Consider the following 15449-nt stretch of genomic DNA (forward strand, 5'->3'; position numbering starts at 1 on the left):
CTCCCCGCAGCAGGCCGGCCCGGGGCGTCACCTCAGCCCGTGTTTGCGGGCCACGACTTCCAGCATCGCGGCCCGGGGCAGCAACCGACGGAGCGCGAACACCAGCGGCGCGTTGCTGCCCACCGCGTACAGCGGCCGCGGCCGCTTCGCCTCGACCGCGCGCACCACCGTCGCCGCCACCCGCTCGGCCGAGATCCCCTTGGCCTCGTTGGCGTTGAGCGTGTTCACCATGGTCCGGTACTCGTCCCGGAAGGGCGAGTCCTCACCCACGTACTGGGTGCGCCGCTCGCTGATCCCGGTGTTGATCGACCCCGGCTCCACGGTGGTCACGCCCACTCCATAGGGGGAGACCTCGCGCCGCGCGGCGTCCGCGAACCCCTTCACCGCCGCCTTGGTCGCCACGTACGAGGACCGGTAGGCCAGCGGGAAGCTGGCCAGCATCGATCCCACCATCACCACGCGCCCGTGGCCACGGGCGCGCATCCCGGGCAGGACCAGCTGAGTGAGGCGGACCGCGCCGAACACGTTGAGTCGGAACACCCGCTCCACGGCGTCCATGGGAAGTTCCTCGATGGGTCCGTTCTGGCTCTCGCCCGCGTTGTTGACGAGCACGTCCACCTCACCGGCGGCGTGCGCGCAGGCCTCGACGGACGCGTAGTCGGTCAGGTCCAGGGCCAGGTACTCGACCCCCGGCACCGGAGCCGGGACCGCCGCCGGGTCGCGGCTGGTGCCGAACACGCGGTAGCCGCGTTGGACCAGGGCGGCGGCGACGGCGGCGCCGATCCCGGAGGAGGCGCCGGTGACCAGCGCGGTGCGGCGGGGGGCGGAGGACATGGGGGCGGCCCTTCGGGTCGGGGAGGGCTAGGGGCCCGCACCACAGTAGCCGTCCCTCGTCCGGAGAGCCCGCCCGGTCTCAGTCCTTCTCGCAGCCCTCGAGGATCAGCGACAGCCCCGCGCCGAGCAGCCACAGGTCCTTGGACAGGGGGACGCCGTCCGACGTGGGTGCCAGGCTGCCGGGTTTGTGCATGCCGGGTGTGCGCAGGTACATGCCGAGCAGCCCGGCGGCGAAGGCGCTCAACCCGGCTCCAGCGAGCTTGTTCGGCACGAACGGCACCAGCAGCGCGGTGCCCAGGGCGATCTCCCCGGCGCACAGGAGGCGGGCGAAGGTGACCGGGTCGAGCTTGTCCAGGAAGGGGTAGGTGCCCACCGCCATCCCGTGCAGACCCATGGCCGTGTCCTCGTCCGCGCCGCGCTTGTTCAGCCCGGAGTTGAGGATGGACGCGCCGGTCGCTACGCGCAGGACCAGCTGGTGAGGCCGCAGGGGCAGTTTCACGAGTACTCCGGAGCGGATCGACGACTTGCGGTCACGGTGATATTACTTGGAGTAGTCATTGTGAGTGGCTCCCCGAGCCCGGGTGTCGGGCGATCGCCAGCTCCCAAGAAAGGCGTTGCTCCTCGCGACGGCCCCGTGGTTGTCTTCACGGAACCACCCCAGCGAGAGGCACACATGCGCAGAGTCATCGTGACCGGCGGCGGTACCGGCATGGGCAGGGCGATCGCCGAGATGTTCGTCTCGGGCGGGGACGAGGTGTACGTCCTGGGCAGGCGCAGGGAACCCCTCGAGCGAGTCGCTGCCGCCCACCCCGGGGGTCGCGTTGTCCCCCTTCCAGTGGATCTCACCGACGAGGAAGCCGTCCTGGCCGTGGCCGAAAGGCTGTCGGAGGCACCCGTCGACGTCCTGGTCAACAACGCGGGCGGGATCATCAAGGAGAACCCCGTCGATACCAGGGGCCTCTTCGACCTCTACCGCCGCACCATCGACGCCAACCTGCTGTCCGCGATGATGCTCACCCAGGCGCTGTGGCCCGCGTTCCGCCGCCCGGGAGGCAGGGTCGTCAACATCAGCTCCATCGCCGCGCATCGGGGCGGTGGCGACGCCTACGCCGCGGCCAAGGCCGGACTCTGCGGTTGGGGGATCGACCTCGCCAGGCGCGGCGGCCCCGACGGTATCACCGTCAACACCCTCACCCCCGGCTACGTGCAGGACACCGAGTTCTTCACCGAGGAGGGGCGTTCGTCCCGACACGACACCCTCGCCGCCGAGACCATGGTCGGTCGAGCGGGTACCCCGGACGACATCGCGGCGGTGGTGGGGTTCCTCGCCTCCCCCGAGGCGTCCTGGACCACCGGACAGGTCCTGGGTGTGAACGGCGGCGCCCTGCCTGGTCACTGACAACGGACCACAGCGGCTTCTTCGCGCCCCGGGGCCTCCTAGGGTCGTGTCCATGAACGACACACCCCCCGCTCCGCGTCTGGCCAGGATCACCCCGGAGAACGTCGGAGCTGCCTGTGATCTGCGTGTCCACCCCGACCAGGAACGCTTCGTCGCGCCGGTGGAGCGGTCCCTCGCCGAGGCCTACGCGGCCCCTTCGGACGTGGCCTGGCCCCGGCTGGTCCTGGCCGGTGGCGAGGTCGTCGGTTTCGTCATGGGCGGCTTCGATCCCGACTCCGGAATCGACGCCTTCCGCTGCGGGATCTGGCGGCTGAACGTGTCCGCCGCGCACCAGGGGCTCGGCTACGGGCGGTTCGCCGTGGAGGCGGTGGCCCGTGAGGCCCGCCGCCGAGGGCGGAACCGGCTCACCGTTCTCTGGGTGCCGGGGGAGGGCGGACCGGAGGGCTTCTACCGGGGGGTCGGATTCTCACCGACCGGGCAGGTTCTGGGCGATCAGGTGTTGGGGGAGCGCTTCCTGAACCTGGACGACGTCCCAGGAAGCCCGGGGGGCGAGTAGTCGCGTACGGCCCGGATCCGGCCCCGCCCCTGGACGAGGCCAGCCCCGACGGGTCCCGGAGGGCGCCTGGTTCTCCCGGCCCCCCGGTCGTCCCGGGGGTGCCTGCGGCGCTGGGGGGTCAGCCCTGCCCGAAGCGGTCCCGGGCCTCGTCCACGGCGGCGCCCATCGGGTCCTCCGCGATACCGCCGATGGTCTCCGCCTGCTCCTGGAACCCCTGGACGCTCTCGGTCACGTTGTCCGTGACACCCTCGGTCACACCACCCAGGGCGTCCTCGGCGACCTGGCCGTAGTCCTGGCCCACCAGGTCCTGGCCGGTCTCCTGGAAGGTGCCCACGGCCTCCTCGGCCCCGCCGCCCACCTGGTCCAGGGTCTGGCTCACCCCGTCCGTGACCTGCTCCGCCGTATCGCCGAACAGACCCTTGAACCAGTCGATCACGTCACTGATCATCGCTCTTCGTTTCTTCCGTGGGCCGAAGCCCGGTTGGGAGTCGTATGCACCCTTCTACCCGCCCGGAGTAAGTACCCCGTAAGGGTTTCCAGCGCGGCGAGGGACCACGGGGACCACCGTGACGCCCGCGTTCGGGGCCATCGTCACGTGAGGTCGACGCCGCCGCTCCTACCTGCGCAAACCCCAGACGGAAGGCATCGTTGTGATCACTCTCCGTGGTTTCCGTGCCCACGGGCCGACCCGGCTCGACATCATGTGAGAGCAGCGCCACACGACGACGACCAACGGAGGCCCCGTGGGCAGGCAAGGGTTCGGCAGGATCGCGGTGACCACAGTGGTCACGTTGGGTGTGGGAATGGCTACGGCCGTTCCGGCCCAGGCGGAGGAAGGAGAAGTCGAACCCCTCGCCTACGTGGCGCTCGGCGACTCCGCGGCCGCCGGGCCACTCATCCCGGACCAGGACCCGAACCTCGCCTGCCTGCGCTCCGACCGCAACTACCCCCGCGTCGCCGCCGACGCCCTCGGCGCCGACCTCACCGACGTCACCTGCTCGGGTGCCAAGGTCTCCGACTTCGCCGGCCAGCAGTTCGGTTTCCTCCCGCCGCAGTACGACGCCCTGGACGAGGACACCGACCTGGTCTCCCTGACCATCGGCGGCAACGACGTCGAGCTGGTCGGCGCCGCACTGAGCTGTGTCAACCTCCTGCGCGAACCCCTGGGCCGCTCCTGCGCTGAACGCTTCACCGAGGGCGGCACCACCGACCGCATCGCCGAGGACATCGACGCCTGGGAGCCCGTGCTCGCCCAGGCCCTGGGGGAGATCCGCGACCGCGCTCCCCATGCGGAGATCGTGGTCGCGGGCTACGGCACCTACGTCCGCGAGGGCGGCTGCTGGCCGGTCCAACCCGTGTGGGGGCGCGACGCCGACTACGTCCAGGGTTCGGTCAACCGACTCAACGACACCCTGGAGCGCCAGACCCTCGCGCACGGCGGCACCTACGTCGACCTCGCCGCCGTCAGCGTCGGGCACGACGTGTGCGCGCCGCACGGCGAGCGCTACCTGGAGGGCCTGATCCCCACCAGCGTCGCCGCGCCGCTGCACCCCAACGCCCAGGGGATGGCCGCCTTCGGTGCCGCGCTCGCCGAGGCCGTGGGTGTTCCCGCACAGCCGGACGAGGCCCTCTGACCAGTGCGGACCCTCGGGTGGGGCGCGGCTCCGAGTTCGGGCCCGCTCCGCCCGTTCCGCATTTCCCGCGTCCACGACGCGGGTCGGGGAATTTCGTTTACCGGAAGCACTGAAAAGCCGGAGACGATCATTTCTCCGAACAAAGGGCATAACGAATGAGTTTCTGGTCTCTTGTTGTACTTCCCGTGTTGCTAGTGTCTTCGCATCGAATTGTGGCGGAGGAGTGCGCATGGAATTCAGCGAGCGGATCGCCGCTGTGGCCGCGAAGGCGCGGCAGCAGCAGGACCTCATCGGAACCGAGGAGGCGACGAAGAACGCCCTGGTGATGCCGTTCATCTCGACGGTTCTCGGCTACGACGTCTTCGATCCCCGCGAGGTCGTCCCCGAGTTCACGGCGGACGTCGGCGTGAAGAAGGGTGAGAAGGTCGACTACGCCATCATGTGGGACGACGAGGTGCGGATACTCGTCGAGTGCAAGAAGTCGAATGGCTCGCTCACGGTCGAACACGCCTCGCAGCTCTACCGCTACTTCAGCGTCACCAACGCGCGTGTCGCGGTGCTCACCAACGGTGTCGTCTACCAGTTCTACACCGACCTCGACTCGCCCAACCGGATGGACTCCAAGCCCTTTCTGGTCCTGGACCTCAACGACGTCGACGAGTCGCTCCTCCCGGAACTGCGCAAGCTCACCAAGGACGCCTTCGACCTGGAGTCGGTGATCAGCTCCGCCGAGAAGCTCAAGTACCTCGGGGAGATCAAGCGCACCTTCGCCGCACAGTTCCAGGAGCCGGAGGACGACTGGATCAGGTTCTTCACCAGCCGAGTCCACACGGGCCAGTTCACCCGCCGCGCCCGTGAGCAGTTCGGGCCCCTGGTCCGGGAGGCCGGGGCCCAGTTCCTCAACGACCAGGTCAACAGCCGGCTGAAGTCCGCCCTGACCACCGGTTTCACACTCCCCGAGCCGGGTGCGGAGACCGACGGCGCCGAGGAGGTGGACGAGACGGAGGAGGTCGAACGCGGCGACGGGATCGAGACCACCCTCGAGGAACTGGAGGGCTACCGGATCGTGAAGGCCATCGCGTGCAGCGAGGTCAAGCCCCAGCGGGTCGTCCACCGCGACTCGAAGTCCTACTTCGCCGTCCTGCTGGACGACAACAACCGCAAGCCGATCGCCCGTCTGCACTTCAACGGCAAGTCCAGGAAGTACCTCGGCACCTTCGACGCCGCCAAGAACGAGACCCGGCACCTGCTCGGTTCCCTGGACGACATCTACCTCCACTCGGAGCACATCCGCGAGGCGGTCCGCTCTCACATGGCCTGATCCGCGTGTCGGGGGTGGCCGGAGCCTCCGCTCGGGGCCGCCCCCGGGACACGGCGTAAACGTGTGGCCCCGGCCGGGCCGCTCCGTGCATGATGTCGGGGCCGACACCACGCCTGGAGGTACCCGCCCATGATCGGTCGGATCGATCCGCACGACGCCCACGCCTTCGACTCCTGGTACGAGGCCTACCGGGAGGCCTGGCTGGATGGCCGGGAGACCGGGGGCGTCATCCCGCGCGAGGCCCTGCGCGGGGCAGTGACCGCCGAACGCGACGACGCCGCCCACCAGCTCCACGCGGCCTGGGAGGGCGACCGGATCGTGGGCACCCTGATGCTGGAACTGTCCCTGAAGGAGAACACCGAGTACGCCGAGGTGTGCGTGACCGTGGTCCCCGACCGTCGCGGTCGCGGCCTGGGCGCACGTCTGCTGGCGGAGGCGGAACGGCGGATGGCGGAGTTGGGCCGCACGGTGGCCGTCGCGGAGGCCCCCGTGCCGTCCGGGTGGTCGCGGCGGTCCTGGCCGGGGTCCCGGTTCGCGCTCGGGCACGGCTTCACGGTGGGGTTGGAGGAGGACTCCCTCCTACTGGACCTTCCCGTGGCCCCGGAGCTCCTCGCCCGGCTGCGCCCGGACGTGGGCGACTACCGGATGCGCGAGTGGACCGGAGCCTGCCCCGACGACCTGGTCGAGGCCTTCGCCGACCTGTACACGGTCATGCAGCGGGACATGCCTTCCGGGGACATGTCGTACGTCCCCGAGGTCTGGGACGTGGAACGCGTCCGCGCGCTGGAGGCGCGGCGCGCGAGGGCGGGCACGGTCGCCCTGGTCACCGTCGCGCAGGCGCCCTCGGGCGGACTCGCGGGCTTCACCGTCCTGTCCCTGGTGGCCGGGGAGGACGTCGTGGGTCAGGAGGACACCCTGGTGACGGGTGCGCACCGGGGCCATCGTCTGGGCCAGGCGCTCAAGGTCCACAACCTGGAGCGCCTGGTCCGGGACTTCCCCGACCGCCCGGCGGTGCGCACCTGGAACGCCGTGGGCAACGGCTACATGCGCGACATCAACGTGGCTCTGGGGTTCCGGGTCGAGGAGCGCCACCTCGAACTCGAACGCCGGGCCGCGGTCACGGGGGCCTAGCTGCGTGCCACCGTGACCCGGTCACCGCTCGAAGTGGGCGACGGTCCAGGTTTCGTGGGCGCCGTCGTGGCCCAGCGCGGCGGGAGGGCAGGGACCGTACTCCAGGGCGGCGTCGGCGGCGAGGCCGATCACCCGCTCCCGCACCTCCAACTGGGACTGCCAGTGCCCGGGGAAGGCGTGCACCCCGTACCGGGCGCCGACCAGGTTCCCGCACAGCGACCCGAGGGTGTCGCTGTCCCCGGAGTGGTTGACCGCCAACCGCAGCGCGGACCGGCCGATCCCGGCCGTGTTCGGGGCGCCGCCCCGGGCAGCGAGGTCCTCGGCGCGCAGGGCCACGCACACCGCCACCGCCAGGGCCTCCTCGGAGGTCCAGCCGTCGCCGAGTTCGGCCAGGTCCCGGGCGGTGGGCACCCCTGAGTGCGCCCTCGCGACGGCGCCGTCCAGCGCCCGTGAGACCTCGCCGTGGCCGGTGTGCCCCTCCAACAACTCCCGGGCCCGGGCCAGGGAGGCGGCGACCTCGGCACCGCGGACCAGCCCCCACACCGTCGAGGCGAACACACCGGCGGCCAGGTGGGCGGTCCGGTGACCGTGGGTCAGGGCCGCCACCTCGGTGGCCAGCTCGAAGGCGCGCTCGGCGTCCCCCGCACCGAACCCGCACGGGGCCACGCGCACCACGGCGGCGCACCCCTTGGACTTGTTGACCGGCTTCCACGCCCCGGTCTCACGCAGCGCCGCGACGGTGGCGGCCCCGTAGCCGCGTGGAGCGTACAGGGGGTCGACGGTCGGACCCGACCCGGCGGGGTCGCGGTGGATCCGCGCCCAGTCCACGTAGGCCGTCCGGACCATGTCCACCGCGGCCCCGCCGATCCCCTTGTTCCGTGCGCGCACGGAGGCCCGGACGAGGGCGTCGCAGGTGCGCAGGGTCAGCTGGGTCTCGTCCGTGATCGCGCCGATCCCGTAGGAGCCCTCGACGTACTCGGTCAGCCCCTGGGGGCCGTGGCGTTCCAGGATCTGGTCGAGTCCGAGGCCCTCGACGGGAGCGCCGAGCGCGTCACCGATCGCTCCGCCGATCAGGCAGCCGGTCAACCGGTCAGGAAGGGGTGAGGGGGTACGCATTGCTGGATGCTAGGCGGCATCCTCCCCGCGTACAAGCCTGACGCGGCAGGGCTTTCCGGCCCGGGGAGCGGTCCTTTCGCCCGGTGCCCCCGCCGTGCGGCGCGCACAGGCCGGTGTGCGATGCTTCAAGGGTTGACCATGGTCCTTCGGGCTGGTCAGGGCCTGTGCGGTTGGTCACGAGGACTGGGATTCCCGGTTATATCTGATTTAAGATCGGGTTAATAGGAAATGTGGGACCCTTCTCCCGTTCCTGGAACCACCAGTCCGCAGTATGCAAAGGACCCTCATGCGCCGCGCCACACTCGCCGTCCCCGCCGCCCTGGCCCTCTTCGCGGTGACCGCCTGCGGCGCCCCCTCCGAGAACGCGTCGGCCCCCTCCGAAGACGCGGACACCCTCGTCGTCGGGGCCACCGCCGTCCCGGCCGGTGACATCCTCGCGTTCGTCCAGGAGGAGCTGGCCGCCGACGCCGGGCTCGACCTGGACATCCAGGAGTTCTCCGACTACATCGCGCCCAACGCAGCCCTCGCCGAGGGGCAGCTGGACGTCAACCTCTACCAGCACGAGCCGTTCCTGCTGGAGTACAACGAGGGCAACGGCACCGACCTGGTCGCCGTCGAGCAGATCTACCTGCCGCCGCTCGGCCTCTACTCCAACCACGTCGACTCCCTCGACGAGCTGGAGGAGGGCGCCGAGGTCGCGCTCCCCAACGACCCCACCAACGAGTTCCGCGCGCTCCTCCTGCTTGAGGAGGGCGGCCTGATCACCCTCGCCGACGGGATCGACGAGGCCACCTTCAGCCTGAACGACATCGAGGAGAACCCGCTCGACCTCGACTTCCGCGAGGTGGAGGCCGCGCAGCTGCCCCGCTCCCTGGACGACGTCGACGCGGCCATCGTCAACAACAACTACGCGCAGGAGGCCGGGCTGGACTTCGAGGAGGACTCGATCCTGCTGGAGGAGGTCGAGGGCAACGCCTACGTGAACGTCCTCGCGGCCCGCTCCGACAACGCCGACGACCCGCGCGTGGCCACCCTCGTCGAACTGCTCACCTCCCCGGAGACGGTCCGGTTCATCGAGGAGGAGTACCAGGGCAGCGTCATCCCCGCCACCAAGGGCTGACCCGGCCCGGAGGAGCACCCGTCGGACGGCCCGGGGTCACGGCTCGGACAGGAACGCGTCCAACGCGTCGAGCCAGGCCTCGGGCCGGTTCCGGACGGTGACGAACTCTCCCCTCACCCGAGTCCGGCAGTCCCGCTCACGGCGTCTCGCGGTGCCGTCCGGCCCGGCACTCCATGGAGGGTGCACCTGTGGAGGGGGTTCCCCGGTAGGGGAGCCCCCTCCACGCCCGTCACCAGGCGTCGAAGGTGGCGCCCCCGTCCGTGGACCGCGCCACGTGGAGGTCGGCCACCACGATGACCTGGTCCTCGTCGGCGTGCAGTGCCTCCGGACCGCCCGGCAGCCCACCGGTGCGCTCCCAGCTCCCACCGGCGTCGTCGCTGCGGTACACGCCGCCGTCCACGGCCACCCCGAACACCGTCGGACCCCCGGGGACCCAGTCGACCAGCGCCAGCGGGGGAGCCTCCGGCACCGCCTCGAACCCGGCCCCGCCGTCGGTGGAGCGCACCGGCCCCCGCGGCGTGGTGGCCACGACGGTCCGGCCGTCGTCCGAGACGGCCAGCGCGGCCGCCTCCACCCCCGGGTCCAGGTCCGTCCAGTCGACCCCGTCCTCGGTCGCACGTAGCGCGCCGTCGAAACCGACCACCAGGTCACCGGCGGAGGCCAGCGCGTGGAAGTCGGACTCTCCGGACAGGGAGAGGGCCTCCCAGCTGCGCCCGCCGTCGCGGGTCTCGATCAGCCCCACCGGGTCCGGCATGTCCGTGTCCCCCTCCGGGTGCCCGCTGGCCAGGTAGTGGCCGGGGCCCCGCACCGCGAACCCCATGAGGTCGATCGCGGGTCCCACGTGCCTCGGGACGGTCGCCTCCCGGGTGAGCCGGTCCGGGGCGGGCAGCGTGTACAGGCCCGCGTGCGAGGCCACCAGAACCTCCCCGGACTCCGGGTCCACCCCGGCACCGTGCACGTGCTGGGCCTCGTCCGGAAGGGCGACGCCCACGGTGTTGGCCGCGCCGTCACCCGCCCGGGCAACGGCGTCCCCCTCCCCTCCGGCACAGGCGGAGGTGACGGTGATCAGCCCCGCCGCGGCCATCGCGGTGAGGGCCCGTGTGCGTGTTCCGTTGTTCATGTCTCTCCCTCTCGGTCCGACCTCGGTTCACGGGGGCGGCGCTTCGGGCGCCGCCCCCTCGTGGACCTCAGTGCTCCGAGTGGTCGCCCTCCTCGGTGGCCTCGGCACCGTCCTCGCCGGAGTCCTCGACGCCCAGCAGCTCGTTCATCTGCTGGATCTCGCTCTCCTGGGCGTCGATGATCTCCTGGGCCAGCTCCCGGGCCTCGGGGTTGACGCCGTCGTCGAGCTCGGTGCGGGCCATGTCCACGGCCCCCTTGTGGTGCAGCACCATGAACTCCAGGAACAGGGTGTCGAACCGCTCGCCCTCGGCGCCCTCCAACTCGGTCATCTGCTCCTCGGTGAGCATGCCGTCCATGTCGGAGTGGTCCATCTCGGACTCGCGGTCGGCCCCCCAGGAGTCGAGCAGCGTCTCCATCTGCTCGATCTCGGGCCCCTGGGCGTCGCGGATCTCCACCGCCAGCTCCTCGACCTCGTTGCCCGCGCGGGTGTCGGCGAGGTCGGCCATCGTGACGGCCTGCTCGTGGTGGGGGATCATCATCTGCGCGAACATCACGTCCGCGTCGTTGTGCTCCGCCACCTGCTCCTCGCTCTCCGAGGTGGTGTCGGCGGTGTCGCCGCCCGTGTCACCGCAGGCGGTGGCGAACAGGGCGGTGGCGAGTGCGGCGGCGGCCGTGGTGAGGGCTCGCTGCTTCAGGGCACGCTGGTACGAGGTCATGTCGACCCTTCCTCTTGGGAGTCTCCTCGCCGCGCGGGAACCGGGTCCGGCGCGGCCGTCGGTGGCGCGTGGGCGCGGAGCCCGCACTGCGTGTGCCGGGTCCGCGCGGGCATCTAGACGCGCAGCACCTGGAGACGGGCCAGGGAGGGTTGGTCCGGGGTGGGGAAGGACGGCAGGGGCGCGCGCCGGAACGGGGCGACGGGGTCGGCCGGGGCCCCGGGCCAGCGCGCGAAGGCTACGGCGGCCACTCCCAGCAACACGACCACGAAGGAGCCGAGGGTGAGGCAGACCGAGGTCGGGTCCAGATCGGGGAGCGCTGAGGCCGTCGCGGGTGCGTGACCGGCTCCGGTCGCACCGTCATGGGATGCCGTGGCGTCGTCTGTCGTGGTCCCCGTCGCGACGGGCGGCGCGTGCGGGGCCTGCGTGGGTTGGGCGAGCTGGACCTCCGGGGATCCGGTCGAGGCGTGCGCCTCGTGCTGGAGGTGGCCCAGGGTGTGCATGGCCGAGAACCCGAAGAGCAGCGCGGCGATCAACAGGACCCGCGTCCAGGCGGGCCCCGGGCGGCTGCTCGGCTCCGACGGCGACATATGCGCCAGCATACCCCTACCCCGCTGGGGTACGTCAGCGGGTCTGTCGAACCTTCCCCGGAGGCCACACGAACGCACGAGGGGCCCGGCACGCGTGGTGCCGGGCCCCTTGGCCGCCCTAGGGCAGGTACTCCGGTTTGCTCGCGCGGCTCTCGTGGTGCAGCCGGTGCACGGCGGTCACGTAGTACGTGGTGTCCGCGGACCGGGGCACCGTGAACGTCGCGGTGCCGTCGTCGCCCGCCCGCACGGTGCCGAGCATGGCGCGCGGGTCCTCGATCCCGCAGGGGGCCTGGCCCCTGGCGGGCTGGCCGTCGAAGGCGTACACCGCGTAGTACGCGGGGGCCTCACCCGGGCCGGGCGCGATCTCCAGTGCGCCCTCACCGTTCGCGGTCACTCTCGGCGGAGCCGGGACGGTCCCGCCGAGGTCCTCCTTGACCGGGACCAGCGCCGGGCTGGAGTAGTGGTCCTCGACCACGATCTCCATGGCCTGGCGCGCGTTGGTGCGCAGCGAGGTGGCGCTGAAGTACACGTCCCCCTGGACACCGGGGTGGTCGCGGTTGAGGTCCAGGTGCGAGGAGAGCTCGTTCGGGTCCTGCCAGGCGCCCGCGTTGCCCACCTTGTAGGCGGCCTGCCCGACGTACAGGTGGGTGCCGGTGCCCTCCGCGACCTCCTCCCACCAGGGGACGAGGACGGAGTAGTCCGCGACGGGCAGACCGATCTCCCAGTAGATCTGCGGGTTGATGTAGTCGAGCCAGCCCTCCAGCACCCACTTGCGGCTGTCGGCGAACTGGTTGTCGTAGGACTGGGAGCCGTTGGTGTCCGAGCCGTTGGGGTCGGTGCCGGAGTTGCGCCAGATGCCGAACGGGCTGATGCCGAACTTCACGTACGGCTTGACGTCGTTCACCGCCTCGCTCATCCCCCGCACCATGAGGTCGACGTTGTCGCGCCGCCAGTCCCCGATGTCGTCGAACCCGCTCCCGTGCTCGGCGTAGGTGTCCGCGTCCGGGATCACCTCGCCCGAGACCGGGTACGGGTAGAAGTAGTCGTCGAAGTGCACACCGTCGAGGTCGTAGTTCTCGACCGAGTGCATCATCGCCTCGATCACGAACTCGCGGGCCTCGGGGACCCCCGGGTCGTAGTACAGCTTCCCGCCGTACTCGAACACCCAGTCGGGGTTCTGGCGGGCGGGGTGGTCCTCGACCAGGGCGTTGACGTCGTCGTGCATGGCCACGCGGTACGGGTTGTACCAGGCGTGGAACTCCAGATTGCGGGCGTGCGCCTCCTCGACCGCGAACTCCAGCGGGTCGTACCCCGGGTCGCCGCCCTGCTCACCGGTGAGCCACTCGGACCAGGGTTCGTACGGTGACGGCCAGAAGGCGTCGGCGGTGGGTCTGATCTGCACGAACACCGCGTTGAGTCCGTTGTCCACGGCCTCGTCGTACAGGTCGGTCAGGTCGGCCTGCTGCCGTTCCGGGGTCTGGCCCTGCGACGTGGGCCAGTCGATGTTCTGCACCCCGGCGATCCATTCGGCCCGCATCTGGTGTTTGGGCGGTGCTTCGGGGGCGTTCTCGCAGGGCGGCTGGTTCACCGGCTCCGGCGCGGCGGCGGCCTGCGGGGCGTGGACCAGCGCTGCGGTCAGCGCCGTGGCGAGGGCTCCCGCGAAGAGCGCGGTCCGTGGGCGGGTGCGTGGTGCGGCGGTGCGGGGGAACGGAGCCGAGATCTCGTGGTGGGTGGAGGGCCGGTTCCGGTTCGGGTACGCCAAGGTTGCTCCTTCAGGCTTGCGCCGCACGGCCGGGGACACGGCACGCCCCCGTCGGGCGCTCCGGTGCCCGTGTGCGACGGTCAGCTCGGGCTTAGGAGAAAACCTTCATGATTTGCCCGCCGATTGCAACACTCCTACGCGAGTTTGCGACAGATGGATGAAATGCGAACTGATTCGTGGAAATCCCGCTATGGGGGTTTCCGGAGTCGCCCGCCGACACCTCGGCCTCCGCCGACGCGCTAGGGGGTCTCCAGCGGGGAAGTGAGGAGCAGGCCCGCGCCGGTGGCGGTGCCCCCGCCGACGCCGTTCAACGCCAGCTCCTGGAGTGCCTCGCTGTCCCGGACCACGGCCTCCCCGGTGAAGTGGTGGCGGGCGGGCCGACCACCCAGGCGCTTCCACTCCGCCGCCGTCACCTGGAGGGCCTCACCCAGCTTCAGGTCCAGCCACGCCTCGAACTCCTCCTCCGGCAGCGCGACCTTCTTGCTGCGCGGCTTCCCGCCCTCTTCGGAGGGTGCCACCTCGCGCTGAGCGGTCGGCGCCGTGACCAGCTCCCAACGCACGGTCTCACCCTCCACGTGCCGGGTCATCGGCTGGATCGAGGCCGAGACCGCGCCGGGGATCTTGCCCCAGGCGGGGGCGGTGTCGGAGCTGACCACCAGCATGGTGGGGGAGAGGCGCGTCCAGAGCACCCGGGCCTCGGTGCCGGGGGCGGGGGCGAGGGCCCTCTGTACGGCCTTGCTCATCACCGCCCACTGGTCCATTCCGGCGCTGCGCTGGGGGTTGAGACTGATGCGGGACAGGTACAAGGAGATCCGATCCGGGTCGTGCCGTGGTGGCGGGTCGCGGGCGCGGTGACGCGCCCGGGGACTCCAGCCTACGAGGGGCGGGCCGCTGGTCAGCCCGCCCCTCAGGCCTGCCGGATCAGTCCCAGGTCGTGTGGAGGACCCGTTCGGTGTCGACGTACCCCGTCCGCAGGAAGGAGTCGACCATCGGTGTGTTGTGCAGGTCCGTCGCGGCGCGGATCCGCGGGACCCCCAGGTCGGCGAGGATACGCGTGCCCTCGGCGAGCACATCGTCGATGTACCCGTTGCCCCGGTGCTCGGGCACGATGGCGAGGTAGCCGATCACGGGGTTGTACTCGTTGCGCGCGGGCGTGACGAAGCCGATGGGAGTCCCGTCGGGCAGGGTCGCGATCCGCCACCAGTCCCGGGGGCTGGTGTAGCGGGCCAGCTCGTCCGCGAACAAGCGCTCGGCCTCCTCGCGCGGGGTCGTCCGGGCCAGGTTGACTCGGCTGTGTTCGTCCAGGGTGCCGTCCAGGACACGGGTCATCAGACCGAGGAGCTCCTCGGTGTCCCGCACCCGGCGGAACCGGAGGCGCCCGCTCGGCGGCGGGACCGGGGTTCCGGGGTGCCACTCCAGGCGGACCCGTTCCACGAGCAGGCGCGCGCCGTTCCGTTCCAGGGCGGTCAGCCGATCCCGGACCGGCCGTCCCGCCTCGGGGCGTGTACGCCAGTCGAGGGGGACGTAGCGGACGTGGTTCGGCGGGGACTGGTCCGGGGGAACGACCCGGGCCGTCGCGGTGCGCAGGAGCCGTTCGAGGTCGTCCACGCGGCCGGGACGGCCGTCCTCGTCGTGGACGTCGAGGACGTCCAGCAGGAAGGGAGCGTCGTCGTCCGGGGAACCCCACCATGCCGCTCGGGCGACCAAACGGTCGCCGCGCAGGGCGACCCACATCCAGTCGGGACGCCGTCGTCCGGCGTCGAGGTCGTCGGCGAACTCGTGGTTGAGGGTGTAGGGGAGCCGGTTGAAGAGGTCCAGCTCCGGGCGCCCGGTGATCGGGCGCAGGGTGAAGCGGTCGTTCTCGGTGGTCAAAGCACGCTCCGGTGGGAGGGCGCCCGAGGGGTCAGCGGTGCTCCGCTGGTCGGATGGACTCGGGCGCGGTGAGGGTGGCGGAAGTCTTCATCGCGTTATCCCTCCCTTTCCTTGACGTGGTGCCGGCACGGTGCCGGGCCCCCTTCCTATCGGACCCGGCTCCGCGCCGCACGCGAATTAACGCCCCCTAGATCGTTGATGGGAAATTTCTGAACCTGCTGCGGGCATGACGAAGGGCGTCGAGGATCAGTGTGTGACCAAAGACCTTGACGCCCTTCTGAC

The 15449-nt window shown here is 71.0% G+C and carries 16 protein-coding genes; 6 read left to right on the top strand and 10 right to left on the bottom strand.

Features of this window, described 5'->3' with window-relative positions; genetic code table 11:
- Positions 1-27: 27 nt before the first annotated feature.
- Together BDW27_RS16875 and BDW27_RS16880 are read right to left on the bottom strand one after the other, a co-directional pair.
- Positions 28-834, bottom strand: coding sequence for an SDR family oxidoreductase (locus tag BDW27_RS16875; RefSeq protein WP_110050135.1), 807 nt, complete (start codon positions 832-834; stop codon positions 28-30).
- Positions 835-913: 79 nt separating this feature from the next.
- A complete protein-coding gene (locus BDW27_RS16880) occupies positions 914-1333 on the bottom strand; it encodes a hypothetical protein (RefSeq protein WP_110050137.1) in 420 nt (139 codons plus the stop codon).
- Positions 1334-1507: 174 nt separating this feature from the next.
- On the opposite strand from BDW27_RS16880, the gene BDW27_RS16885 reads away from it, so the two are divergent.
- Together BDW27_RS16885 and BDW27_RS16890 are read left to right on the top strand one after the other, a co-directional pair.
- Positions 1508-2233, top strand: a complete 726-nt coding sequence (locus BDW27_RS16885) for an SDR family NAD(P)-dependent oxidoreductase (protein ID WP_110050138.1) — start codon at positions 1508-1510, stop codon at positions 2231-2233.
- Between the two features lie 52 nt (positions 2234-2285).
- On the top strand, positions 2286-2789 hold the full coding sequence (locus BDW27_RS16890) for a GNAT family N-acetyltransferase (RefSeq protein ID WP_110050140.1): 504 nt from the start codon (positions 2286-2288) through the stop codon (positions 2787-2789).
- A 118-nt stretch (positions 2790-2907) separates the two neighbouring features.
- Here the strand turns inward: BDW27_RS16890 and BDW27_RS16895 are convergent, their stop codons facing one another.
- A complete protein-coding gene (locus BDW27_RS16895; protein WP_017542688.1) occupies positions 2908-3237 on the bottom strand; it encodes a hypothetical protein in 330 nt (109 codons plus the stop codon).
- A 355-nt stretch (positions 3238-3592) separates the two neighbouring features.
- Between BDW27_RS16895 and BDW27_RS16900 the strand changes: the two genes are divergently transcribed.
- The 3 genes from BDW27_RS16900 (at position 3593) to BDW27_RS16910 (ending at position 6875) form a co-directional block, all read left to right on the top strand.
- Positions 3593-4423: an SGNH/GDSL hydrolase family protein gene (locus BDW27_RS16900; protein ID WP_017542689.1), complete on the top strand. Its 831-nt coding sequence runs from the start codon at positions 3593-3595 to the stop codon at positions 4421-4423.
- 229 nt (positions 4424-4652) lie between these two features.
- Positions 4653-5744 carry a type I restriction enzyme HsdR N-terminal domain-containing protein gene (locus BDW27_RS16905; protein ID WP_110050142.1) on the top strand — a complete coding sequence of 364 codons (1092 nt, stop codon included), beginning with the start codon at positions 4653-4655 and terminating at the stop codon, positions 5742-5744.
- A 129-nt stretch (positions 5745-5873) separates the two neighbouring features.
- Complete coding sequence (locus BDW27_RS16910; protein ID WP_110050143.1) at positions 5874-6875, top strand: GNAT family N-acetyltransferase; 1002 nt, start codon at positions 5874-5876, stop codon at positions 6873-6875.
- A 21-nt stretch (positions 6876-6896) separates the two neighbouring features.
- Here BDW27_RS16910 and BDW27_RS16915 read toward each other — a convergent pair whose 3' ends face one another.
- A complete protein-coding gene (locus tag BDW27_RS16915) occupies positions 6897-7991 on the bottom strand; it encodes an ADP-ribosylglycohydrolase family protein (RefSeq protein ID WP_199560675.1) in 1095 nt (364 codons plus the stop codon).
- 286 nt (positions 7992-8277) lie between these two features.
- Between BDW27_RS16915 and BDW27_RS16920 the strand changes: the two genes are divergently transcribed.
- Positions 8278-9111: a MetQ/NlpA family ABC transporter substrate-binding protein gene (locus BDW27_RS16920; protein ID WP_110050145.1), complete on the top strand. Its 834-nt coding sequence runs from the start codon at positions 8278-8280 to the stop codon at positions 9109-9111.
- Positions 9112-9340: 229 nt separating this feature from the next.
- Here the strand turns inward: BDW27_RS16920 and BDW27_RS16925 are convergent, their stop codons facing one another.
- From BDW27_RS16925 to BDW27_RS16950, 6 genes are all read right to left on the bottom strand, one after another.
- Positions 9341-10231, bottom strand: coding sequence for a F510_1955 family glycosylhydrolase (locus tag BDW27_RS16925; protein ID WP_110050147.1), 891 nt, complete (start codon positions 10229-10231; stop codon positions 9341-9343).
- 67 nt (positions 10232-10298) lie between these two features.
- A complete protein-coding gene (locus BDW27_RS16930) occupies positions 10299-10946 on the bottom strand; it encodes a DUF305 domain-containing protein (protein ID WP_110050149.1) in 648 nt (215 codons plus the stop codon).
- A gap of 113 nt (positions 10947-11059) precedes the next feature.
- A complete protein-coding gene (locus tag BDW27_RS16935; RefSeq protein WP_233515784.1) occupies positions 11060-11533 on the bottom strand; it encodes a hypothetical protein in 474 nt (157 codons plus the stop codon).
- A gap of 118 nt (positions 11534-11651) precedes the next feature.
- On the bottom strand, positions 11652-13295 hold the full coding sequence (locus BDW27_RS16940) for a glycoside hydrolase family 10 protein (protein ID WP_110050152.1): 1644 nt from the start codon (positions 13293-13295) through the stop codon (positions 11652-11654).
- A gap of 239 nt (positions 13296-13534) precedes the next feature.
- Positions 13535-14101: a type I-E CRISPR-associated protein Cas6/Cse3/CasE gene (locus tag BDW27_RS16945; RefSeq protein ID WP_017547021.1), complete on the bottom strand. Its 567-nt coding sequence runs from the start codon at positions 14099-14101 to the stop codon at positions 13535-13537.
- 115 nt (positions 14102-14216) lie between these two features.
- Positions 14217-15167, bottom strand: coding sequence for a GNAT family N-acetyltransferase (locus tag BDW27_RS16950; RefSeq protein WP_110050154.1), 951 nt, complete (start codon positions 15165-15167; stop codon positions 14217-14219).
- Positions 15168-15449: the final 282 nt, after the last annotated feature.

It is taken from the genome of Nocardiopsis sp. L17-MgMaSL7, from assembly GCF_003182025.1.
Taxonomy (GTDB): Bacteria; Actinomycetota; Actinomycetes; order Streptosporangiales; family Streptosporangiaceae; genus Nocardiopsis; species Nocardiopsis prasina.

What these genes read in the sequence shown, in the direction of transcription:
- BDW27_RS16920 (WP_110050145.1), top strand. Translation starts at nt 8,278, where the DNA reads ATGCGCCGCGCCACACTCGCCGTCCCCGCCGCCCTGGCCCTCTTCGCG.
- BDW27_RS16900 (WP_017542689.1), top strand. Translation starts at nt 3,593, where the DNA reads ATGGCTACGGCCGTTCCGGCCCAGGCGGAGGAAGGAGAAGTCGAACCC.
- BDW27_RS16885 (WP_110050138.1), top strand. Translation starts at nt 1,508, where the DNA reads ATGCGCAGAGTCATCGTGACCGGCGGCGGTACCGGCATGGGCAGGGCG.
- BDW27_RS16935 (WP_233515784.1), bottom strand. Translation starts at nt 11,533, where the DNA reads ATGTCGCCGTCGGAGCCGAGCAGCCGCCCGGGGCCCGCCTGGACGCGG.
- BDW27_RS16930 (WP_110050149.1), bottom strand. Translation starts at nt 10,946, where the DNA reads ATGACCTCGTACCAGCGTGCCCTGAAGCAGCGAGCCCTCACCACGGCC.
- BDW27_RS16910 (WP_110050143.1), top strand. Translation starts at nt 5,874, where the DNA reads ATGATCGGTCGGATCGATCCGCACGACGCCCACGCCTTCGACTCCTGG.
- BDW27_RS16905 (WP_110050142.1), top strand. Translation starts at nt 4,653, where the DNA reads ATGGAATTCAGCGAGCGGATCGCCGCTGTGGCCGCGAAGGCGCGGCAG.
- BDW27_RS16890 (WP_110050140.1), top strand. Translation starts at nt 2,286, where the DNA reads ATGAACGACACACCCCCCGCTCCGCGTCTGGCCAGGATCACCCCGGAG.
- BDW27_RS16875 (WP_110050135.1), bottom strand. Translation starts at nt 834, where the DNA reads ATGTCCTCCGCCCCCCGCCGCACCGCGCTGGTCACCGGCGCCTCCTCC.
- BDW27_RS16925 (WP_110050147.1), bottom strand. Translation starts at nt 10,231, where the DNA reads ATGAACAACGGAACACGCACACGGGCCCTCACCGCGATGGCCGCGGCG.
- BDW27_RS16915 (WP_199560675.1), bottom strand. Translation starts at nt 7,991, where the DNA reads ATGCGTACCCCCTCACCCCTTCCTGACCGGTTGACCGGCTGCCTGATC.
- BDW27_RS16895 (WP_017542688.1), bottom strand. Translation starts at nt 3,237, where the DNA reads ATGATCAGTGACGTGATCGACTGGTTCAAGGGTCTGTTCGGCGATACG.